The sequence below is a fragment of the Streptomyces sp. NPDC058812 genome (assembly GCF_042744565.1).
Classification (GTDB): domain Bacteria; phylum Actinomycetota; class Actinomycetes; order Streptomycetales; family Streptomycetaceae; genus Streptomyces; species Streptomyces thinghirensis.
On sequence record NZ_JBHYOB010000020.1, the window covers coordinates 93,190 to 114,658 of the forward strand.

General features: G+C 73.8%; 16 protein-coding genes and 1 riboswitch. Of the genes, 6 read left to right on the forward strand and 10 right to left on the reverse strand.

Translation table 11 applies throughout. From position 1 onward, the window contains the following. Positions 1-7: 7 nt before the first annotated feature. The 9 genes from cobI to ACFW48_RS31600 all read right to left on the reverse strand — a co-directional run bounded on the left by cobI (position 8) and on the right by ACFW48_RS31600 (position 12,811). Positions 8-739: a precorrin-2 C(20)-methyltransferase gene (cobI, locus tag ACFW48_RS31560; RefSeq protein ID WP_386320672.1), complete on the reverse strand. Its 732-nt coding sequence runs from the start codon at positions 737-739 to the stop codon at positions 8-10. Then, positions 736-2,121: a cobyrinate a,c-diamide synthase gene (locus ACFW48_RS31565; RefSeq protein ID WP_386320675.1), complete on the reverse strand. Its 1,386-nt coding sequence runs from the start codon at positions 2,119-2,121 to the stop codon at positions 736-738. Before ACFW48_RS31565 ends, cobI begins: the two co-directional genes overlap by 4 nt. Beyond that, the gene (gene cobO, locus ACFW48_RS31570) at positions 2,115-2,714 is read right to left on the reverse strand and encodes a cob(I)yrinic acid a,c-diamide adenosyltransferase (protein ID WP_386320678.1); all 600 of its coding nucleotides are present in this window, start codon (positions 2,712-2,714) and stop codon (positions 2,115-2,117) included. Before cobO ends, ACFW48_RS31565 begins: the two co-directional genes overlap by 7 nt. After that, positions 2,714-4,729 (reverse strand): putative cobaltochelatase, encoded by a 2,016-nt coding sequence (locus ACFW48_RS31575; RefSeq protein WP_386320681.1) that lies wholly within the window; start codon positions 4,727-4,729, stop codon positions 2,714-2,716. The genes cobO and ACFW48_RS31575 overlap by 1 nt, the downstream gene beginning before the upstream one ends. Then, the gene (gene cobN, locus ACFW48_RS31580; protein WP_386320683.1) at positions 4,726-8,379 is read right to left on the reverse strand and encodes a cobaltochelatase subunit CobN; all 3,654 of its coding nucleotides are present in this window, start codon (positions 8,377-8,379) and stop codon (positions 4,726-4,728) included. The genes ACFW48_RS31575 and cobN overlap by 4 nt, the downstream gene beginning before the upstream one ends. Continuing rightward, positions 8,376-9,884 carry a cobyric acid synthase gene (locus ACFW48_RS31585; protein ID WP_386320686.1) on the reverse strand — a complete coding sequence of 503 codons (1,509 nt, stop codon included), beginning with the start codon at positions 9,882-9,884 and terminating at the stop codon, positions 8,376-8,378. The genes cobN and ACFW48_RS31585 overlap by 4 nt, the downstream gene beginning before the upstream one ends. A gap of 31 nt (positions 9,885-9,915) precedes the next feature. Next, positions 9,916-10,881, reverse strand: coding sequence for a cobalamin biosynthesis protein (locus ACFW48_RS31590; RefSeq protein ID WP_386320689.1), 966 nt, complete (start codon positions 10,879-10,881; stop codon positions 9,916-9,918). A 128-nt stretch (positions 10,882-11,009) separates the two neighbouring features. Continuing rightward, positions 11,010-11,150, reverse strand: a riboswitch (cobalamin riboswitch). A gap of 166 nt (positions 11,151-11,316) precedes the next feature. Then, on the reverse strand, positions 11,317-11,538 hold the full coding sequence (locus ACFW48_RS31595) for a hypothetical protein (RefSeq protein ID WP_386320692.1): 222 nt from the start codon (positions 11,536-11,538) through the stop codon (positions 11,317-11,319). A 34-nt stretch (positions 11,539-11,572) separates the two neighbouring features. Beyond that, on the reverse strand, positions 11,573-12,811 hold the full coding sequence (locus ACFW48_RS31600) for an anion permease (RefSeq protein WP_386320694.1): 1,239 nt from the start codon (positions 12,809-12,811) through the stop codon (positions 11,573-11,575). Positions 12,812-13,035: 224 nt separating this feature from the next. On the opposite strand from ACFW48_RS31600, the gene ACFW48_RS31605 reads away from it, so the two are divergent. The 3 genes from ACFW48_RS31605 to ACFW48_RS31615 all read left to right on the forward strand — a co-directional run bounded on the left by ACFW48_RS31605 (position 13,036) and on the right by ACFW48_RS31615 (position 17,369). Continuing rightward, positions 13,036-13,719: a class II aldolase/adducin family protein gene (locus tag ACFW48_RS31605; RefSeq protein ID WP_386320697.1), complete on the forward strand. Its 684-nt coding sequence runs from the start codon at positions 13,036-13,038 to the stop codon at positions 13,717-13,719. Between the two features lie 919 nt (positions 13,720-14,638). Continuing rightward, positions 14,639-15,766: an alpha/beta hydrolase family protein gene (locus tag ACFW48_RS31610; protein ID WP_386320700.1), complete on the forward strand. Its 1,128-nt coding sequence runs from the start codon at positions 14,639-14,641 to the stop codon at positions 15,764-15,766. Positions 15,767-15,935: 169 nt separating this feature from the next. Next, positions 15,936-17,369 carry a hypothetical protein gene (locus ACFW48_RS31615; RefSeq protein ID WP_386320701.1) on the forward strand — a complete coding sequence of 478 codons (1,434 nt, stop codon included), beginning with the start codon at positions 15,936-15,938 and terminating at the stop codon, positions 17,367-17,369. A gap of 227 nt (positions 17,370-17,596) precedes the next feature. Here ACFW48_RS31615 and ACFW48_RS31620 read toward each other — a convergent pair whose 3' ends face one another. Next, positions 17,597-18,010, reverse strand: coding sequence for a VOC family protein (locus tag ACFW48_RS31620; RefSeq protein ID WP_386320704.1), 414 nt, complete (start codon positions 18,008-18,010; stop codon positions 17,597-17,599). Between the two features lie 299 nt (positions 18,011-18,309). On the opposite strand from ACFW48_RS31620, the gene ACFW48_RS31625 reads away from it, so the two are divergent. The 3 genes from ACFW48_RS31625 to ACFW48_RS31635 all read left to right on the forward strand — a co-directional run bounded on the left by ACFW48_RS31625 (position 18,310) and on the right by ACFW48_RS31635 (position 21,427). Then, complete coding sequence (locus ACFW48_RS31625; RefSeq protein ID WP_386320706.1) at positions 18,310-19,908, forward strand: ABC-F family ATP-binding cassette domain-containing protein; 1,599 nt, start codon at positions 18,310-18,312, stop codon at positions 19,906-19,908. A 335-nt stretch (positions 19,909-20,243) separates the two neighbouring features. Then, positions 20,244-20,465, forward strand: a complete 222-nt coding sequence (locus tag ACFW48_RS31630) for a helix-turn-helix domain-containing protein (RefSeq protein ID WP_003976983.1) — start codon at positions 20,244-20,246, stop codon at positions 20,463-20,465. 158 nt (positions 20,466-20,623) lie between these two features. Then, positions 20,624-21,427, forward strand: a complete 804-nt coding sequence (locus ACFW48_RS31635; protein WP_386320709.1) for an enoyl-CoA hydratase/isomerase family protein — start codon at positions 20,624-20,626, stop codon at positions 21,425-21,427. Positions 21,428-21,469 lie beyond the last annotated feature (42 nt).

Sequence of the window (21,469 nt, forward strand, 5' to 3'; positions counted from 1 at the left end):
CCCCGGCTCACAATTTGCCGCCCCGCCCGCCCTCGCGCCGCGCGGGCGCGATGAGCGTCGAGAGATAGGGCAGCGGCCCGCCGTCCAGCTCGGCCGCCGCCCGTACGGACTCCTCCGGCAGCCCCAGCGCCGACCCCCACACGGCGTCGTCCAGCCGCCCGGTCTCCCGCAGTGCCTCGGCGACCTCGGCCGCCTGCCGGCCGAACTTGTAGGCGACGACCGTGCCGGGCCCGTTCAACGCGTCCTTGAGCACGGCGGCCCCCGCGGTGACCGGCACCAGTGTCAGCGGCTCGGTGCCCTCGGTCAGCACGGCGCCCGACCGTGCCGCGAGGTCCTGCATGGCGGTGATGCCCGGCACGGTCTCCACGACGGTGCCCGGCACCAGCTCGCCGACGGTCTGCGCGAGATAGGTGAAGGTCGAGTACACGTTGGGGTCGCCGATGGTGGCGAAGGCGACGCCGCCGTGCTCCCTGAGCAGCGCGGCCACCCGCTCCCCGGCCGCGTCCCAGGCCGCCTCGCGCCGAGCCCGGTCGGTGCGCTCGTTGAGCGCGAACACGACCCGTACGACCTTCTCCGCGCCCACGTAGTGCAGCACGGTCGCCTCGGCGCGTCCCCGCTCGCCAGTGTCCATCACGGGTACGACGACGACATCGGCGGCCCGCAGCGCGTTGACCCCCTTGACGGTCACCAGCTCGGGGTCCCCGGGCCCGACTCCGACCCCGATCAGCCTGCTGCTCATGACGTCCGGCACCTCTCCACGAACCGACGGGCGACACCGGGCTCGGACGCCCAGTGCGTGTGCAGATAGCTCGCGTGCACACCGCGCTCCACAAATCCCTCGACGCGCCGCTCGGGCGCCCGCATCCCCCACGCCGGTGCCGCGCCGGCTCCCGGCTCCACCACCGTCCGGTGGAACTCGTGCCCCCGCATCCGCGTCCCCGCGACGGCCAGCGCACTGTCGGTGACGGCCACGGCATCCCGGTAACCCAGCGTCAGCCGCTCCGACATCCGCGCGGAGGCGTCCAGCACCCCGCACATGGGCAACCCGTCCAGCTCCCGGCACAGATACAGCAGCCCCGCGCACTCGGCGGCGACGGGAGCACCGCTCAGCGCCAGCTCGGCGACGGCCTTGCGCAGCGGCTCGTTGGCGGACAGCTCGGCGGCGTACACCTCGGGGAACCCGCCCCCGATGACGAGCCCCCGAGTGCCTTCCGGCAGCTCCTCGTCCCGCAACGGATCGAAGGTGACGACCTCGGCCCCGGCGGCGGCGAGCAGCTCGGAGTGCTCGGCGTAGGAGAAGGTGAAGGCGGACCCGCCGGCGACGGCGACGCGCAACGGAAACTTCTTGTCCGACCGAGTCGGGCGGTGGGTGGGCAAAGGCCCGGGGGTCCAGGGGGCGGAGCCCCCTGGCAACGGCCCGGCAGCCCGCGCCAGCGCCACCAACGCCTCCAGATCACACCCGTCGGAGACCAGCGCCGCCATCGCCGCGACGGCGTCGACCGCCTCCGCCCCCCGCTCGGCAACCGGCACCAACCCCAGATGCCGCGACGGCGTCTCCACCGGCGCGGCCCGCCGCAGCACGCCCAGCACCGGCACCCCGGCCGACTCCAACGCCTCCCGCAGCAGCGCTTCGTGCCGATCCGACCCGACCTTGTTGAGGATCACGCCCCCGACCCGCACCTCCGGGTCCCAGGACACGAACCCGTGCACCAGCGCCGCCACCGACCGCGACTGCGACGACGCGTCGACGACCAGCACGACCGGCGCGCGCAGCGACTTGGCGACGTGCGCGGTGGACGCCAGCTCACCCTCCCCGGCGGCACCGTCGTACAGCCCCATCACACCCTCGACGACCGCGATGTCGCAGCCGCGCGCCCCGTGCAGGAACAGCGGAGCCACCAGCTCCGCCCCGCACAGGTACGCGTCCAGGTTCCGCCCCACCCGCCCCGTGGCGAGCGCGTGGTACCCGGGGTCGATGTAGTCGGGCCCGACCTTGTGCGGCGACACGGCGAGCCCGCGCGCGGCGAGCGCGGCCATCAGCCCCGTGGCGACGGTGGTCTTGCCGCTGCCCGAGGAGGGCGCGGCAACGACCAGCCGGGGAACGGAGGGCGAGGTCACCACTCGATGCCCCTCTGCCCCTTCTGCCCCGCGTCCATCGGGTGCTTGACCTTGGACATGTCGGTGACGAGGTCGGCGAACTCCACCAGCTTCTCCGGGGCGTTCCGCCCGGTGATCACGACGTGCTGGGTCCCGGGCCGGTCACGCAGCACGGACACGACCTCGTCGGTGTCGACCCACCCCCAGTGCATCGGGTAGGCGAACTCGTCCAGGACGTACAGCTTGTACGTCTCGGCGGCGAGGTCCCGCTTGACCTGCTCCCAGCCCTCCCGGGCCTTCTCCTCGTTGTCCATCTGCGCGTCGCGCTGGACCCAGGACCAGCCCTCGCCCATTTTGTGCCAGTCGACGGACCCGCCCTCACCACTGGCGCCCAGCACCCGCAGCGCGTTCTCCTCGCCGACCTTCCACTTCGCCGACTTGACGAACTGGAACACCCCGATCGGCCACCCCTGGTTCCAGGCCCGCAGCGCCAGCCCGAAGGCGGCGGTGGACTTGCCCTTCCCCACACCCGTGTGCACGACGACCAGCGGACGGTTCCGCCGCTGACGCGTCGTCAGTCCGTCGTCCGGCACGACACTCGGCTTCCCCTGCGGCATTACGCGGCCCTCCTGTTGCCCTGAACGTCCTTCACCAGACCGGCGATCGAGTCCGCCCGCAGCTCGTCCAGCGTCACGGCCGTACCGCCCAGCTCACCCGCGAGCTGCCCGGCCAGCCCCAGCCGCACCGGCCCCGACTCGCAGTCCACGACCACCGACGCGACGCCCTCGGCGGCGAACAGCCGCGCCGCCCGCGAGGCAAGCGCGACCGGCTCAGGACCACCGGTGGCCCGCCCGTCCGTCACCACCACGACCAGCGCCCGCCGCGCGGGATCCCGCAGCCGCTCCACCCGCAGCACCTCATGGGCGCGCAGCAGCCCGGCCGAAAGCGGCGTCCGCCCGCCCGTCGGCAGCGACTCCAGCCGGACCGCCGCCGCGTCCACCGACGAGGTCGGCGGCAGCGCGACCTCGGCGGCCGAACCCCGGAAGGTCACCAGTCCCACCTTGTCCCGCCGCTGATAGGCGTCGAGCAGCAGCGACAGCACGGCGCCCTTCACGGCGCTCATCCGCTGCCGGGCCGCCATCGACCCGGAGGCGTCCACGACGAACAGCACGAGGTTGCCCTCACGCCCCTCGCGCGTCGCCTGCCGCAGGTCGTCCCTGCGCACCACCAGCCCGCGCCCCGACCGGCCCCGCGCCCGCTGGTGCGGCGCCGCCGCCTGCACCGTCGCCGCCAGGTGCAGCTTGGTCAGCGCACCCTGGGGCCGGCGGGCCCCGGTGGTCCGCCCGTGCTCGGTCCGCGCCCGCGAACGCCGCCCGGCGGCGCCCTCGCCGAGTCCGGGCACGCTCAGCACCTTGGTTCGGAACGGCTCGGCGGCCCGCGCCGGCGACTGCTCACCGGCGCCGCCGGAAGGCTGCGGCTCCCCGCCCTCCCCGGCCTCGGGGCGCGCGGCGGCGTCACCGTCGCCCTGCGGGGCGTCGTCGGGCTCCGGCTGCCCACCGGGACCACCGGGACCGTCGGGGCCCGGGTCGGGATCGTCGTCCCCGCCACCGTCCCCGCCCTGCCCGCCGAACTGCTCCAGCGTCTCGTCGAGCTTGTCCTCGTCCAGTCCCGGCGCGTCGAACGGGTTGCGCCGCCGCCGGTGGGGGAGGGCCAGCAGAGCGGCCTGCCGTACGTCCTCCGCCAGTACGTCGGTCCGCCCGGCCCAGGCCGCCAGCGCGGTGGCCGTCCGCGCCATCACGATGTCGGCCCGCATGCCGTCCACCTCGAAGGCGGCACAGGTCGCGGCGATCTGACGAAGCGCCCCGTCGCCGAGCCGCACCGAGGGCAGCAGCTCCCGCGCCGCCACGATCCGCGCCCGTACGGCGGCCTCCTCGTCCGCCCAGCGGGCGGCGAAACCGGCCGGGTCGTCGTCGTGGGCGAGCCGGCGCCGCACGACCTCGACCCGCTGGTCGGGCTCGCGCGAGGCGGCGACCTCGACGGTCAGCCCGAACCGGTCCAGAAGCTGCGGCCGCAGCTCGCCCTCCTCGGGGTTCATGGTGCCGACGAGCAGGAACTTCGAGGCATGCCGCACCGACACGCCCTCGCGCTCGACGTACGAGGCGCCCATCGCGGCGGCGTCCAGCAGCAGATCGACCAGGTGGTCGTGGAGCAGGTTGACCTCGTCGACGTACAGGATCCCGCGGTGCGCGTCGGCCAGTAGGCCCGGCTCGAAGGCCTTCACACCCTCCGAGAGCGCCCGCTCGATGTCGAGGGCGCCGACGAGCCGGTCCTCGGAGGCGCCGACGGGGAGTTCCACCATGCGGGCCGGGCGGGACGCGAAGGCCCCCGGCTCGTGCGGGCCGTCCGGGCAGTCGGGGTCGGGTGCGTCCGGGTCGCAGGAGAACCGGCACCCGGAGACGACGTCCACCTCCGGCATCAGCGCCGACAGCGCGCGCACCGCCGTGGACTTCGCGGTGCCCTTCTCGCCGCGCACCAGCACGCCGCCGACGGCCGGGGAGACTGCGTTCAGCAGCAGCGCGAGCCGCAGGTCGTCCTGTCCGACGACGGCCGTGAACGGGAACGGGGTACTCACTTCTCGTCGCCCTCCAAGTCGCCCTCAAGCTCCAGATAGGTGGCGCGCAGCCGCTCCAGCGTCTCCGCGTCCGGTTCGGCCCACAGCCCGCGGTCGGCCGCCTCCAGCAACCGCTCGGTGATGCCCCGCAGCGCCCACGGGTTGGACTTCTTCATGAAGTCCCGGTTCTCCGGGTCGAAGACGTACTCGGCGCTGAGCTTCTCGTACATCCAGTCGTCCACGACCCCGGCCGTGGCGTCGTACCCGAAGAGGTAGTCCACGGTGGCCGCCATCTCGAAGGCGCCCTTGTAGCCGTGCCTTCTCATGGCGCTCATCCAGCGCGGGTTGACCACCCGCGCCCGGAACACCCGGTGCGTCTCCTCGCCCAGCGTCCGCGTCTTCACCTGGTCCGGGGTGGCCGAGTCGCCGACGTACGCCTCCGGACTCGTCCCCGTCAGGTGCCGCACCATGGCGACCATGCCGCCGTGGTACTGGAAGTAGTCGTCGGCGTCGACGAGGTCGTGCTCGCGGGTGTCCACGTTCTTCGCCGCGACCGCGATCCGCCGGAACGCCGTCTCCATGTCCCCGCGCGCCGCCCGCCCGTCGAGCCCGCGCCCGTAGGCGTAGCCGCCCCACACCGCGTACACCTCGGCCAGGTCCGCGTCGCTTCTCCAGTTGCGGGCGTCGATCAGCGGCAGCAGACCGGCGCCGTACGCGCCCGGCTTGGAGCCGAAGATACGTGCGGTCGCCCGGCGCCGGTCGCCGTGCTCGGCGGTGTCCGCGTCGGCGTGGGCGCGCACGTAGTTCTGGTCGGCGGGCTCGTCCAGCTCCGCCACCGCCCGCACCGCGTCGTCGATCAGCCCCACGACGTGCGGGAACGCGTCCCGGAAGAAGCCCGAGATACGCACCGTGACGTCGACGCGCGGCCGGCCCAGTTCCGCCACCGGCACGACCTCGAAGCCCGTCACCCGGCGCGACGCGTCGTCCCAGGCCGGACGGCAGCCGAGCAGCGCCAGGATCTCGGCGATGTCGTCGCCCTGGGTGCGCATGGCGGACGTGCCCCACACCGTGAGGCCGACGGACTTCGGGTACTCGCCGGTGTCGCTCAGATACCGCTGGATCAGCGAGTCCGCGAGGGACTGCCCGACCTCCCAGCTCAGCCGGGACGGGATCGCCTTGGGGTCGACGGAGTAGAAGTTCCGGCCGGTCGGCAGGACGTTGACCAGCCCGCGGGTCGGGGAGCCCGACGGACCCGCCGGGACGTAACCGCCGTCCAGGGCCCGCAGGATGTGCCCGATCTCGTCCGTCGTCCGGGCCAGCCGCGGCACGACCTCCGTGCAGGCGAACTCCAGCACGGCCACCGCGTCGGGGAGTTCGGTGCGCAGCACCTCGCGCACCAGAGCCGGTACGGCCGCGGCGTCCCACGCCCGGGACTCCATGCCCTCGGCCATCCGCCGGCACAGCTGCTCCAGCAGGTCGACCGCGTCGGCGGCGCTGCGGGACGGCCCCTCGACCAGATCCGTCAGCTCCACCGGCACCTTCACCGGCGCGCCCGGCTCGGCCAGCAGCTCCTTCTCCACCAGCCCGAAGTGCTCGGCCAGGGACGCCCTGAGCCCCGGCAGCGCGTTCGCCTGCCCGCCCCACACCTGCGAGGCCCGCAGCACCGCCAGCACGAGGTTGACGCGCGGCTCGCCGACCGGGCCACCGCCCAGGATGTGCAGGCCGTCGCGGATCTGCACGTCCTTGATCTCGCACAGATAGCCGTCGATGTGCATGACGAACTCGTCGAACTCGTCGTCGTCCGGCTGGTCGTCCACGTGCAGGTCGTGATGGAGCTCGGCCGCCTTGACCAGGGTCCAGATCTGCGCGCGGACCGCCGGCGCCTTGACCGGATCCAGGTCGGAGACGAGCGCGTACTCGTCGAGGAGCTGCTCCAGCTTGGCCAGGTCGCCGTACGTGTCGGCGCGCGCCATCGGCGGCACGAGGTGGTCGACCACCGTCGCGTGCCCGCGGCGCTTGGCCTGGGTGCCCTCGCCGGGGTCGTTGACGATGAACGGGTAGATCAGCGGCAGGTCGCCCAGCACCGCGTCCGGCGCGCAGCCGGCGCTCAGCCCGAGGCCCTTGCCCGGCAGCCACTCCATCGTGCCGTGCTTGCCCATGTGCACGATCGCGTCGGCGCCGAAGCTGTTGTCCAGCCAGCGGTACGCCGCCATGTAGTGGTGCGACGGCGGCATGTCCGGGTCGTGGTAGATCGCGATCGGGTTCTCGCCGAAGCCGCGCGGCGGCTGGATCATGACCACGACGTTCCCGAACTGGAGCGACGCGAGCACGATGTCGTCCCCGTCGACGTACAGCGAACCCGGCGGCTCCCCCCACGCCTCCCGCATGCCCTCCCGCAACTGCGGGTCCAGCTTCTCGAACCACGCCCGGTAGTCGGCCAGCGGCACCCGCGCGGGCGCCGCCGCCAGCTGGTCCTCCGTCAGCCACTCGACGTCGTGGCCGCCGGCCTCGATGAGCCGGTGGATCAACTCGTCGCCGCCGGCCGGGTACTCGGTGAGCGAGTACCCGGCGTCCCGCAGCGCGTCCAGGACCCGGACCGCGGAGGCGGGGGTGTCCAGCCCCACCGCGTTGCCGACGCGCGAGTGCTTGGTCGGGTACGCGGTGAAGACCAGCGCCAGCTTCTTGTCGGCGTTCGCCTTGTGCTTCAGCGCCGCGTGCCGTACGGCGATCCCGGCGACCCGCCCGGCCCGCTCGGGATCGGCGACGTACACCGGTACGTCGTCCGGCCCCTGCTCCTTGAAGGAGAACGGCACGGTGACCAGGCGTCCGTCGAACTCCGGGATGGCGACCTGCATCGCCGCGTCCATGGGGGAGAGGGCGGCGTCGGACGCCTCCCAGGCGGCGCGGGAGGAGGTGAGGCAGAGCCCTTGCAGCACCGGGACGTTCAGGTCGGCCAGCGCGCCGATGTCCCAGGCCTCCTCGTCGCCGCCGGCCGACGCCTGCGAGGCGTGCGTGCCGCCGGCCGCGAGGACGGTGGCGACCAGGGCGTCGGCCCGGCCCAGCAGCTCGTACAGCCCGGCGTCCGCGCCGCGCAGCGAACCGCAGTACACGGGCAGGGCGTTGGCGCCGTGCGCCTCGATCGCGTCGCACAGCGTGTCGACGAAGGCGGTGTTGCCGCTCAGCTGGTGGGCGCGGTAGAAGAGCACGCCGACCGTCGGGCGCCCCGCCACGACGACCCGGGAGCCGTGGACGCCGAACTCCGGCATCTTCTCCGGCTCGTCGAAGCCCTCGCCGGTCAGCAGCACGGTGTCGGAGAGGAACCGGGCGAGCTGGGTGAGGTTGGCGGGCCCGCCCTCGACGAGGTAGCGCAGCGCCTCCGCCACCACTCCGGCCGGCACCGACGACTCGGCCATCAGCTCCGCGTCCGGCACGCTCTCGCCGCCCAGCAGGACGGTCGGGATGCCGGCGGCCTTCAGCGCGGCGAGCCCGTCCTCCCAGGCACGCTTGCCGCCCAGCAGGCGTACGACGGCGATGTCCGCGCCGTCGACGAGCCCCGGCAGCTCCTCCCGTACGTCGACCCGGGTCGGGTTGCCGATCCGGTAGGCGGCCTCCGACGCTCGGGCCGCCAGCAGGTCCGTGTCGGCGGTCGACAACAACAACACTGTGCTCATGCGGGCGCTCCCGGTGGAATGAAGGGCAGACCTCGTGGCGCGCCGGACTCGATGAGCCGCCACAGCGCGTCCGTGTCCGCGTGCTGTTCGATCAGGTCGCCGAGCCGGTCGAGCTGCTCCTCGCGCAGCGCGGCGAAGGTGGTGTCGGGGGCCGGTACGAAACGGCGGCCCGCGGCGGCGGCCACCTCGCGCAGGAACGCCCGCCGGAAGCCGTCCGACTCCAGGGAACCGTGCCAGTGCGTGCCCCAGGTCTGGCCGACCCGGCAGCCGTCCAAGAAGGGGGCGCCGCCCGTCACTTCGGCGACCCCGTGGTGGATCTCGTATCCCTCGACGCGCTCGCCGAGGGCCTCGCCCACCGGCCGGGTGAGGGTCTTCTCGCGGGCGAACCGCACCCGCACGGGCAGCAGCCCGAGTCCGTCGACGTGCCCGGCGCGCGACTCGACCTCGTCCTCGATGTGCTCGCCGAGGAGCTGGAACCCGCCGCAGACACCGAGCACGGGCCGGCCGTCGGCGACCCTGCGCGCGATGGCGTCCGCGAGCCCGCGCTCCCGCAGCCACTGAAGCGCCCGGACCGTCCCGCGCGTTCCCGGCACGATGACGAGATCGGCGTCGGCCAGCTCCTCCGGCCGGTCCACGAACCGGACCACGACACCGGGTTCGGCGGCGAGCGCGTCCACGTCCGTGAAGTTGGACATCAACGGGACGGCGCAGACGGCGACCCGCAGCACGTCCTCGCCGACCGGCGGCGCGACGACGGACTCCCGCACGGTCCCCCGCAGGGAGACACGCAGCCCGTCCTCCTCGTCGATGCCGAGCCCGTGCTGGAAGGGCAGCACGCCGTACGTGCGCCGCCCGGTGAGCCCGTGCAGCATCTCCAGCCCCGGTTCCAGCAGCGACACGTCACCGCGGAACTTGTTGACGAGGAACCCGGCGACCAGTGCCTGGTCCTCGGGCGCGAGCAGCGCCACCGTCCCGAAGAACGAGGCGAAGACCCCGCCCCGGTCGATGTCGCCCACCACCAGCACGGGCAGCCCGGCGCCCCGGGCGATCCCCATGTTCACGATGTCGGTCCGGCGCAGGTTGATCTCGGCCGGACTGCCCGCCCCCTCACAGATCACCGCGTCATACGTGCCCCGCAGCTCGGCCAGACAGTCGAGCACCGTGCCGAGCAACCGCTGCTGCCGCCCGCCGTGGTAGCCGCGGGCGCTCATCTCGCCGACCGGCTTGCCGAGCAGCACGACCTGGCTGCTGCGCTCGCCGCCCGGCTTGAGCAGCACCGGGTTCATCAGCGCGGTCGGCTCCACGCGGCACGCCTGGGCCTGCATGGCCTGCGCCCGCCCGATCTCGGCGCCCTCGCGGGTGACGAAGGAGTTGAGCGACATGTTCTGCGCCTTGAAGGGCGCGACCTTGACGCCCTGCCGCACCAGCCAGCGGCAGATCCCGGCGGTGACGACGCTCTTGCCGGCGTCGGAGGTGGTGCCGGCGACGAGGAGGCCACCGTTCATGACGTACGTCCCTTCTCGAGGAGGCGACCGCTCATGGCGTACGTCCCTTCCTGACGTCCCCGCGCGCGAGCAGCCGCGCGCCCGCGCACACGCCGAGCGCCAGCCAGCCCACGCGCCGGGAGAGCCGGACGGCCCGGTCGATGTCGCCGGAACCGGCCCGGACGGCGCGTCCCGCCGCCCCGTTGAGGACGGGCCGGTGCTCCACCCGCCCGCCGTAGGAGAGCGTTCCGCCGAGCCGGACGCCCAGGGCGCCCGCGAACGACGCCTCCACGGGACCGGCGTTGGGGCTCGGGTGCTGTGCGGCGTCGGCGCGCCAGGCCCGTACGGCGCCGCGCGGATCGCCGCCGGCCACGGTGGTCAGTACGGCGGTCAGACGGGCCCCCGGCCAGCCCGCGAGGTCGTCGAGGCGGGCCGAGGCCCAGCCGTACCGCCGGAACCTGGGGGACTTGTGGCCGACCATGGCGTCCAGGGTGTTCACGGCCCGGAAGCCGAGCAGCCCCGGCACCCCGCCCACGGCGCCCCACACCAGGGCGCCGACGACGGCGTCCGAGGTGTTCTCGGCGACGGACTCCACGACGGCCCGGGCGATCCCGTCGGCGTCCAGCGCATGGGGGTCCCGGCCGCACAGGTGCGGCAGCCGTGCGCGGGCCGCCGCGACGTCGCCGGCCTCCAGGGCACGGCCGATCGCACGGGCCTCGCGGGCGAGCGAGGTGCCGCCGACGACGGCCCAGGTGGCGGCGCCGGTCAGTGCGACGGAGGCGGCGGGGGAGCGGCGTACGGCGCGGGCGGCGGCCAGCCCGAGGGCGGCGGCGCCACCGGCGCACACGGCGGTGTGCAGCGCGCCCCAGCCCCGGTGGTCCCGCCACAGCACCCGTTCCACGGCACCGGCGGCACGGCCGAACGCGGCGACCGGGTGTCCGCGGCGCGGGTCGCCGAGGAGGAGGTCACCGAGAAGGCCGGCGGCGGCGCCGTACGCGAAGACGCGTTCGGCGCGCACGGCTCAACCGGCCGCGGGGTGGGAGAGCGTGTCGCTGGTGTGCCCGGAACCGGTGTACCCGGGACCGCTGTGCCTGGAACGGCAGCCGCGCATGGCGATATGTCCTCACTCAGGGTGTCCGCGCCCTGGTTAGAAGAGACCGGCGGTGAGAGTTCCTGGCTCCCGGGGCTGTACCCCGGTCACAGTGGCGGGACCGCGCCGGATTCGCACCGGGCTTCCTCTCCTGCCGCCGTATTGGCTCCGGCAGTCCACCACGGCCCGCGAACACCCGTCAACCTGGCGTTGACCTGCGACGGGGGAGTGTGCGAAGGCCCACACGCGGGCGGTGCGCCCCGGCGCGCGAGGAACGCGAGAAGAGGCGGGGCGCGGGACGGCCGTTGTCCGTCCCGCGCCCCGCCTCGAAGGGGGATGTGCGCGGTGTCCGCGCGCGGTCGCTCAGGCGACGATCAGATAGATGCCGTACGCCACCGCGGCCGCGCAGGCCGCGAAGCAGGCGTACGCGCCGGTGACCGCTAGGGCGGCGGAGCCGCCCTGTTCGGCCGCCCGCTCCTGGCGGGAGAGGCCGACGATGCCGAGGGTGAACAGGCCCACCAGGGCCACGGTGGCCACGAGGCTGACCCCGAAGACGGAGCCGAGAGCTGCCCAGTCGATGCTCATGGAGGTTCGCTTTCCTTCGTACCCGGGCGGGGGTTCAGACGGAGGTGGTGGCCGGGGGGGCCTTGGAGTCGGACGCGGACCCCGGGGCGCCGGCCGCGGCCAGGTCCTCGGTCACGCCCGCCGGGGGCGGGGACACGGCGGCCATCGCCGTGGTCACCACACCGGCCTGCTCGGGCTCGTCGATGACGTTGGTGTGGTCGACGACCTCGCGCCGGGAGAGCTTCCAGATGGCGGCGCTGGAGGCGACCAGGAAGACCGCGACGAGCGCGGTGCCCCAGTCACCCAGGCCGCAGACCCACTCGGCGATCGCGGCGACCAGGGCCGCGGCCGGCAGGGTCAGACCCCAGGCGACGAACATCCGGGTGGCCGTGGACCAGCGCACCACGCCGCCCTTGCGGCCGAGGCCCGCGCCCATCACCGCGCCGGAGACCGAGTGCGTGGTGGACAGGGAGAAGCCGAGGTGGGAGGAGGCCAGGATGACCGTCGCGGCGCTGGTCTGGGCGGCGAAGCCCTGCTGCGGCTGGAGGTCGGTCAGGCCCTTGCCCATGGTGCGGATGATGCGCCAGCCGCCGAGGTAGGTGCCGAGCGCGATGGCGATACCGGCGGACAGGATCACCCACATGGGCGGGTCGGAGTCGGGGGCGAGGGCGCCGCCGGCGACCAGGGCGAGGGTGATGATGCCCATCGTCTTCTGGGCGTCGTTGGTGCCGTGGGCCAGCGAGACCAGCCCGGCGGAGGCGATCTGCCCGGCGCGGTAACCCTTGGCAGCGGCCTTTCCGTCGGCCTTGCGGCCGAGCCTGTACGTCAGCCGTGCGCCGAGCAGCGCCGCGACGCCCGCGACGAGCGGAGCGGCGATCGCCGGGATCAGCACCTTGGTGACGAGCGCGTCGCCGTTGACCGCGCCGATGCCCGCCGAAGCGACCGCGGCACCGATCAGGCCGCCCATGAGGGCGTGCGAGGAGCTGGACGGGAGCCCGACCAGCCAGGTCAGCAGGTTCCAGAGGATCGCGCCGACCAGTGCGGCGAAGATGACCTCGGGACGGATGCCGGTCTCGTCGACGAGACCCTTGGAGATCGTGTTGGCGACCTCCACCGAGAGGAAGGCGCCGACAAGGTTGAGGACGGCGGACATCGCCACCGCCACCTTGGGCTTGAGCGCACCGGTCGAAATGGTCGTTGCCATCGCGTTCGCGGTGTCGTGGAAACCGTTCGTGAAATCGAACGCGAGTGCGGTTACTACCACAATCGCGAGGATCAGCGAGAAGCTTTCCATTTACCCAGGCAATCGTTCGAGGTCATTGGCTGGACGAACGTAGGTAACCAGAGTGAACGGAAGATGAACTGGGCAGGGCGTCACGGTGACCGGAACCGGCGCCGCCGCATCCCTCTGTGTGCCCGGTCCGATGCTCTCCGGAGACGTGCCTGGCAGGATCGCCGCGAGGCCGGTCGGCGGTGGTTCGTGAGGGGCGCGTAAGTGCCCGAGGGGAGACGGTGACTGTGACGTATTCGCGGGTCGGAGGGGTGGGCGCGGACGAGGAACGGGCCAGGGAGGCAGCCTGGGAGGCCCTCGTCGCGACAGCCCGGCGAACGGTGGCGGACGGCCTGGTCGTCGGCACCTCCGGCAACGTCTCGGTGCGCGTGGGCGACACGGTGCTGGTCACCCCTTCGGGTGTGCCGTACGACCGTCTGGCCCCGGCCGACGCCACCGGCGTCGACCTCTACGGCCGGCAGGTGCTCGGCAGGCTCGTGCCCACCAGCGAACTGCCCATGCACCTCGCCGTGTACCGCGCCACCGACGCCCGGGCCGTCGTCCACACCCACGCCGTGCACGCGACGGCGGTCTCGCTCCTCGTCCCCGAGCTCCCGCCGGTCCACTACATGACCGCCGCGCTCGGCGGCCCCGTCCGGGTCGCCCCCTACGCGGCCTACGGCACCGACGAACTGGCCCGCCACATGCTCGACGCCCTCACCGACCGCACCGGCTGCCTCCTCCGGAACCACGGCACGATCACCTACGGCACCTCCCTCGACCAGGCCTACGACCGCACGGCCCAGCTGGAGTGGATGTGTCACCTCTGGCTGACGGCCTCCTCGGTACCGGGCCGCACACCGTCACTGCTGACGGACGACCAGCTGACGGAGGTGACGGAACGGCTCCGGGGGTACGGGCAACGGGGCTGACGAACGGTTGCCCGCCGGGGCCGCGGACGTCCGGCGACGGGCGCGGGGCCCGGGCCTGCGGGCCCTCGGGACGCCGACGAAACGGCCGGTCGTCGGCGCGTCCGGCCGGGGGGGGGGGGCTGGTGCTGGGGCGGCTCGGGGCGGGGGAGAGGTGCGGTGGGTCGGGAGCGTGTTCGGTGGCCGGCGTGGGTTCTGCCCCTCGGCCCCCTCGCCCCCTCGCGCCTCGCCCCTCGGGCCTTCGGGCGGCCGACTGGACGGTCGGCCGCCGACGCGTCCGTCGAGCCGAGAGAGGGTGGTGCGGCGGCTCGGGAGCGCGGGCACGGAGCGCGGGCAGCGCGGCGAGGGCGTCCGGTGGAGGGCGTGGGCCACCCCGGACGCCCCGGCCGATCGGGTCGCCGGTCGCCGGCGCGATGGGCGGCAGCCGGCCCTTCCTGGCGTGGGGGCACCCCCTGGGCACCCGGCGTGCCGCGCCGCAATCCCTGGGCACCCGCCGCGCCGCGCCGCGAGCCCTGGGCACCCGGCGTGCCGCGCCGCAATCCCTGGGCACCCGCCGCGCCGCGCCGCGAGCCCCGGGCACCCGGCGTGCTGCGCCGCGAGCCCTGGGCACCCGGCGTGCCGCGCCGCAATCCCTGGGCACCCGCCGCGCCGCGCCGCGAGCCCCGGGCACCCGGCGTGCCGCGCCGCGAACCCCGGGCACCCGGCGTGCCGCGCCGCGAACCCCGGGCACCCGCCGTGCCGCGCCGCCGACACCCCCTGCGGCGGAACCCGCCGGCGGCGAAGCGCGTACCGCGCTGCTTCGGGGGTACCGGCAGCGGGACCGACACATGGCTCCGGGCCCGACCGGGCGATCGGCGGGGGCTCGTCACTCCCCACCGCCCGCCCACTGGCCGCCCGAGGACTCCACCAGGAGACTGGCCCCATGCGCACTGTGACAGCAACGGCCGCCGCCGTCACCGCGGCCCTGGCGGCCGGCGCAGCGAGCGTCGCCGCCGGCCGGCTCGCCAGCGACGCCGCGCTCAAGGCGCCTCCCGGCCGGCCCCTGCCCACCGAACCCCGGCTCACCGTGCACGGCACCGCCGCCGGGCAGATCACCCTCACCCGGGATCTGGCCGCGCTGCGCCCCGGCCGGTACGGCCTCGCCGGCGACGGCTCGCACGCGGTGGTCGGCCCGGTCCTCGGCACGGCCGAGCACGGCGCCGACACCGTCGTCCGCCGCCTCGAACGCGTCACACACGGCACCCTCGCGGCCGGCGACCGGGCGTGGTTCACCCCGAACCTGTACGTCGGAAACCCGGGCACCGCCCTCGACCTCGAGTACTCCGACGTCGAGGTCCCCGGCGAACTCGGCCCCCTCCCGGCCTGGTTCCTTCCCGGCTCCCGCCCGACCTGGATCATCGCCGTGCACGGCCTGGGGGCCACCCGCGAACACGCCATGAACTTCATGGCCCCGCTGTGCCGCCGGCACGTCCCGGTGCTCGCCCTCGCCTACCGCGGCGACGTCGGAGCCCCGCCCTCGCCGGACGGCCTGCACCACTTCGGCGAGACCGAGTGGCGCGACCTGGACGCGGCCGTCCGCTACGCCCTCGACCACGGCGCCCGCCAGGTCGTCCTGCTCGGCTGGTCCACCGGCGCCACCATGGCCCTGCGCACGGCCGCGCTCTCCGGCGTACGCGAGCGCGTCGCGGGGCTCGTGCTGGACTCCCCGGTGCTCAGCTGGGAGGCCACCCTGCGCGCCCTGGCCGCCGCCCGCCACACCCCGGGCGCGCTGCTGCCGCTCGCCGTCCGCGCCGCCCAGGGCCGCGCCGGACTGCACGCCGACAGCGACGTCCACACCGCCGGTCTCCACCGCCCGGCGGTCCCGACCCTGATCTTCCACGGCCCCGACGACGTGGTGGCCCCGTGGCGGCTCTCCCGCCGCCTCGCCGACACCCACCCGCGCCTGGTCGCCCTCCACACGGTCGAGGGCGCCCCGCACGGCGCCATGTGGAACGCCGACCCCGACGACTACGAAGAGACCCTGCGCCGCTTCATGACCCCACTGGTGTGACCCCGCCGCACGCCCGGCCCACCGCACGCCGCTCCGGTTCCGCTTAGCGCCGTACCACTGGCCTGTTCCGATGCCCCGACGCCGTCCCGGCCCGACGCGTCCGCAGCCCCGGACGCCCGCCGGGGCATTCCGTTTGGGTTTTCGGACCGTCAACCGGAAGACTGCACCCGTGACGTCCCGTATCCCGCGCGACTCCAGGCTTCGACTCGTCCGCCCGCGACCCCTGGCCGCCGCCCCTCCAGCGATGAACCAGCGGCGTCCGCGCCGCGCCGCGCCGCGACCCCCGGAGGGCACACCGGCCCGTTCGGAGCTGGCCAGAATGGCGCGCTCCGGTCTGGCCGACGCGGCCCGTGTCGCCCGCTGGGCCGACACCGCCCTCGGCCCCGGGCGCGGCAGCGCGACCGCCGACGGCAAGGCCACCCTCTCCGACTCGACCGCCGACCACGCGGCCCGGGAGCTGGGCCTGACCACCGCCAAGGTCCGCGCCGACTGGGACACCGCCCGACTCGCCGGACTGGTCGAGGTGCACGGCGGCAGCGCCCGCCCGGGCTGGCGGCTGCGCGCCTGGAACCGCGACGACAGCGCCGTACTGCGCGGCTGGGTCGCCCTCTTCGACGCCTGGTCGCTGGCCCACCCCGAGCCCGACGGGCAGGAGCCCGCCGCCGTGGCCGAGGTCATCTCCGCGATGCCCCAGGTGCTCTCCTTCCTCCAGCTGTCCGCCGGGCCCGTCCCGGTGGCGCAGCTCCTGGACCTGCTGGAGCAGCGCGTCACCGAACTGCGCACCGAGCGCTGCGAAGTGCCCTACGGCCCCCGTCTCGAACCCGGAACGCCGCAGACCGCCGCGGCCGCCGCCGCGCCGCTCCCGGCCGCCACCGCCGACACCTCGCTCGCCCCCCTCCTGGACTGGGCCCTGCACGCCCTCGCCTCCGTCGGTGCCCTCACCTGCGGCGACGGGCACGCCACGCTCACTCCGCTCGGCAGCTGGGCGGTCTGGGTCAAGCTCGAGCAGATCTGCGTCGCCGCGCAGAGCCCCGCCGGGAACATCGAGCAGTCGGCGGAGGACATGCTCCGCGGCTGCGCGCAGCTCCGCCCGAACGCCGCCCGCGCCGAGTACCGCGCCTGGCTCGCCGCCCGCCCCGTCGGCAGCGCCGTCGCCGAGCTGCTCGACGGCGCCCGCGGTGAGGACGCCCTGCTGCGCGGCCTCGCCTTCGAGGCGCTGCGCGTCGTCGGCGCCCCCGCCGAGCCCGATGTCCGCGCCGCCCTCGACGAGCCGACGCTGCGGCCGTACGCCCTGCTGTGGCTGGCCGAGCACGACGGTGCCGACCCCGAGGACGCCCACGAGGTCCTCACCCGCCAGGAGGCCACGTGGCTGTGGGTCGACACGGCCGCCGCCGTCGCCGACCACGGTGAGGCCCCGCTGCTCGTGAGGCACCTGGAGTCCGCGGTGCAGCCCACCGTCCCGGCCCTGCTGGACGAGGTCCGGGCCGTCGGCCATCCCCGCACCGTGCAGGTCCTGGTCGCCCTCGCCGCCGCGCACCCCGACCCGGCCCTGGCCAAGGCCGTGCGCAGGGCGGCCTTCCAGGTCCACACCGGAGGCAGCTGACCACCTGGGACACCCGCACCCGCACTCGGGGACGACGCGACCCCACGCCCGGCCGGGCCTGCGGGACCCCGCCGCCGGCCCGGCCCGGCCCACCCACGGGAACGTGTCCCGCCCCACCCGCCCGGGACGCCCTCCGCACGGACCGGGGACGCCGGCCCCGGACGCCCGGAACACCACCTCACCTCACCGACCGGCCCGCCGCGAAGGCCACCGCGAACCGCCGGAGGCTACCCGTGGATCTCCGGCGCGTACGTCCCGAAGCTCCAGATGTTGCCCTCCAGGTCCCGGGCCATGTAGTCCCGCGATCCATAGTCCTGGTCCGTCGGAGGCATCAGGATCTCCGCGCCGTGTTCCACCGCACGCCGGTGATGGGCGTCGACGTCCGCCACCACGACGTACACCCCCGTCGTGCCGGCGTTCTTCATCGCCTCGTCGAAGCGGCTGCCCGTGCCCTTCGAGCCGAGCATGACCGCGCCGTTGCCCTGGGCCAGCTCGGCGTGGGCCACCGAGCCGTCCTCGCCCTCGTACACCGCCAGTTCCGTGAAGCCGAAGGCCTGGGTGAGTTGCCGGACCGCCGCCTTGGCGTCCGCGTACAGCAGCGTCGGGCAGATGCTCGGGCGCCCGCCGTCGTTGCCTGCCATGCCGATCACTCCCTTGTGAGCCGGTAAGCCGGAGGAGCGGATGCCGCGAAGATCCCCAAAGCCCGGAAAATCACGGAATCCAGCCCTGTCGCCCAGTCTTGCACCGCCCACTGACAACGCCCCGGACCCGCGCTCCCGAACACGGGGACCCCGAACAGGAGGCCGCGGCCACCGGAACCCGGGAAAAGCGGTTGCACCGCCCCGTTAGACTGGCCCCATGGCCATTCTCCTCGCGCATTAGACGGCGGGAACGTCCTCCAGCCGCCCATCCCGCCAACCACCCGCCCAGGAGTCTGACCGTGATCTCCGCCTCCGGCATCGAGCTGCGCGCCGGTGCCCGCGTCCTCATCGAAAGCGCCACCTTCCGTATCGCCAAGGGCGACCGCATCGGCCTGGTCGGCCGCAACGGCGCCGGCAAGACCACCCTCACCAAGGTCCTCGCCGGCGAGGGCCAGCCCGCCGCGGGCAACGTCACCCGCTCCGGCGAGGTCGGCTACCTCCCGCAGGACCCGCGCACCGGCGACCTCGACGTGCTCGCGCGCGACCGCGTCCTGTCCGCGCGCGGCCTGGACGTCCTGATCCGCAAGATGCGGGAGAACGAGCAGCGCATCGCCAACGGCCAGGGCGCCACCCGCGAGAAGGCGCTCAAGCAGTACGAGCGCCAGGAGACGGAGTTCCTCACCAAGGGCGGATACGCCGCCGAGGCCGAGGCCGCCACCATCGCCGCCGCGCTCAATCTGCCCGACCGGGTGCTCGGGCAGCCCCTGCACACACTCTCCGGCGGTCAGCGCCGCCGTATCGAGCTGGCCCGGATCCTGTTCTCGGACGCGGACACCCTGCTGCTCGACGAGCCGACCAACCACCTCGACGCGGACTCGATCGTCTGGCTGCGCGACTACCTGAAGTCCTACCGCGGCGGCTTCATCGTGATCTCCCACGACGTCGACCTGGTGGAGACGGTCGTCAACAAGGTGTTCTACCTGGACGCCAACCGCTCCCAGATCGACGTCTACAACATGGGCTGGAGGCTCTACCAGCAGCAGCGCGAGGCCGACGAGAAGCGCCGCAAACGCGAACGGCAGAACGCGGAGAAGAAGGCCTCCGCCCTCCATTCGCAGGCCGACAAGATGCGCGCCAAGGCCACCAAGACCGTCGCCGCGCAGAACATGGCCCGCCGCGCGGACAAGCTGCTGGCCGGACTGGAGGCCGAGCGGAAGTCCGACAAGGTCGCCAAGCTCCGCTTCCCCGAGCCGGCGCCCTGCGGCAAGACCCCGCTGACCGCCGAGGGCCTCTCCAAGTCCTACGGCTCCCTGGAGATCTTCACCGACGTCGACCTGGCCATCGACAAGGGCTCCCGGGTCGTCATCCTCGGCCTCAACGGCGCCGGCAAGACCACCCTGCTGCGCCTCCTCGGCGGTGTCGAGAAGCCCGACACCGGTGAGGTCGTCGAGGGCCACGGACTCAAGCTCGGTTACTACGCGCAGGAGCACGAGACCCTCGACCCCGAGCGCACCGTCCTGGAGAACATGCGCTCGGCCAACCCCGACCTCGACCTCGTCGAGGTCCGCAAGACGCTGGGCTCGTTCCTGTTCTCCGGCGACGACGTCGACAAGCCGGCCGGCGTCCTGTCCGGCGGCGAGAAGACCCGCCTCGCGCTGGCCACCCTCGTGGTGTCCTCGGCGAACGTGCTGCTGCTCGACGAGCCGACCAACAACCTCGACCCGGCCAGCCGCGAGGAGATCCTCGGCGCGCTGCGCACCTACAAGGGCGCGGTCGTCCTGGTCACCCACGACGAGGGCGCCGTCGAGGCACTCCAGCCGGAGCGGATCATTCTGCTCCCGGACGGCGTCGAGGACCTGTGGGGCGCCGACTACGCGGATCTCGTCGCCCTGGCTTGATCGAATGGATGATCCACTGGGTATGGATCATTCGGCCGATCCGTGATCCACCATCTGTGTGAGATCTCCTCATCACGAGGTGTGTCCTACATCGATTTCGCGGCCGGACGCCCCAATGCCGGGGGTCCGGCCGCGACGCCTTTCTGACCTGGAACTTCGCGGAAAAACCCGTTCGGCGGTACGGACGCGATTCTCTGGAATCACGGATTCCGTATGTGGGGACTCGCTCCTGTCGTCACAACCTTGTCTCATCGACCTTGCCGAATGGGTGGCCATGAAGCCCTGGAGGGGTGATCATGAGGAGACCAGAGCGCACTTCCCATGAGGAGGCACGGGTGGCCGAGACTCTGAAGAAGGGCAGCCGGGTAACCGGCGCCGCGCGCGACAAGCTCGCGGCAGACCTGAAGAAGAAGTACGACGCCGGTGCGAGCATCCGGGCGTTGGCCGAGGAAACCGGCCGCTCGTATGGCTTTGTGCACCGCATGCTCAGCGAGTCGGGTGTCACGCTCCGAGGGCGTGGCGGGGCTACCCGGGGCAAAAAGGCCACATCGGCCTGATGTCCCGGGCGGCCCCTCGACTCCGAAAGTGAAGGTGGCCACCCGGCCGGTCGTCCGACCGTCCGGGTGGTTACTGTGCAGTCACTTAGCTCTGCCGTCGTACGGCGTTGCAGCCGGCGCACGGCGGGGACGACGACCGCACCTTTCGGAGGCACCCCATGGCTTCGCACGCCCACGACCCCGCTCCCGTACTCGACAAGGACGGCGTGCGGCTCACCGTCGACGACGCGATCGCCACGGTGACGCTGACCAACCCGGACAAGCGCAACGCGCAGAGCCCCGCTCTGTGGCGGGCGCTCACCGAGGCCGGTCGGCTGCTGCCGGGCTCCGTCCGAGTCGTGGTGCTGCGGGCCGAGGGCAAGTCCTTCTCGGCCGGCCTCGACCGGCAGGCGTTCACCCCCGAGGGCTTCGACGGCGAACCGTCGTTCATCGACCTCGCACGGGGCGGCGACGCCGAGCTGGACGCGACCATCACCGAATACCAGGAGGCGTTCACCTGGTGGCGGCGCAGCGACATCCTGTCGGTCGCCGCCGTGCAGGGCCACGCCATCGGGGCCGGCTTCCAGCTCGCCCTCGCCTGTGATCTGCGGGTCGTCGCCGACGACGCGCAGTTCGCCATGCGCGAGACCAGCCTCGGCCTGGTGCCGGACCTGACGGGCACGCACCCCCTGGTGTCCCTGGTCGGCTACGCCCGCGCGCTGGAGATCTGCGCGACGGGCCGCTTCGTCATGGCCGAGGAGGCCGTGAACACCGGGCTGGCCAACCTCGCCGTGCCCGCGGACCAGCTCGACGGCGCCGTGCACGATCTGGCCTCGGCGGTCCTGGCCGCGCCGCGCGACGCGGTCATCGAGACCAAGGCGCTGCTCCAGGGCGCCCACAGCCGGGACTACGAGGCCCAGCGCGCCGCCGAGCGGGCCGCGCAGGCACGCCGCCTGCGCGACCTGGCCGGGCTCGGGGAGTAGTCCGGGCACCGCAGGCGGCTGTTCGGCACCGTCGCGACGATC

Coding starts and splice junctions, on each gene's coding strand:
- ACFW48_RS31610 (WP_386320700.1), top strand. CDS start 14,639: ATGCGCACTGTGACAGCAACGGCCGCCGCCGTCACCGCGGCCCTGGCG.
- ACFW48_RS31620 (WP_386320704.1), bottom strand. CDS start 18,010: ATGGCAGGCAACGACGGCGGGCGCCCGAGCATCTGCCCGACGCTGCTG.
- ACFW48_RS31585 (WP_386320686.1), bottom strand. CDS start 9,884: ATGAACGGTGGCCTCCTCGTCGCCGGCACCACCTCCGACGCCGGCAAG.
- ACFW48_RS31595 (WP_386320692.1), bottom strand. CDS start 11,538: ATGAGCATCGACTGGGCAGCTCTCGGCTCCGTCTTCGGGGTCAGCCTC.
- cobO (WP_386320678.1), bottom strand. CDS start 2,714: ATGCCGCAGGGGAAGCCGAGTGTCGTGCCGGACGACGGACTGACGACG.
- ACFW48_RS31600 (WP_386320694.1), bottom strand. CDS start 12,811: ATGGAAAGCTTCTCGCTGATCCTCGCGATTGTGGTAGTAACCGCACTC.
- cobN (WP_386320683.1), bottom strand. CDS start 8,379: ATGAGCACAGTGTTGTTGTTGTCGACCGCCGACACGGACCTGCTGGCG.
- ACFW48_RS31635 (WP_386320709.1), top strand. CDS start 20,624: ATGGCTTCGCACGCCCACGACCCCGCTCCCGTACTCGACAAGGACGGC.
- cobI (WP_386320672.1), bottom strand. CDS start 739: ATGAGCAGCAGGCTGATCGGGGTCGGAGTCGGGCCCGGGGACCCCGAG.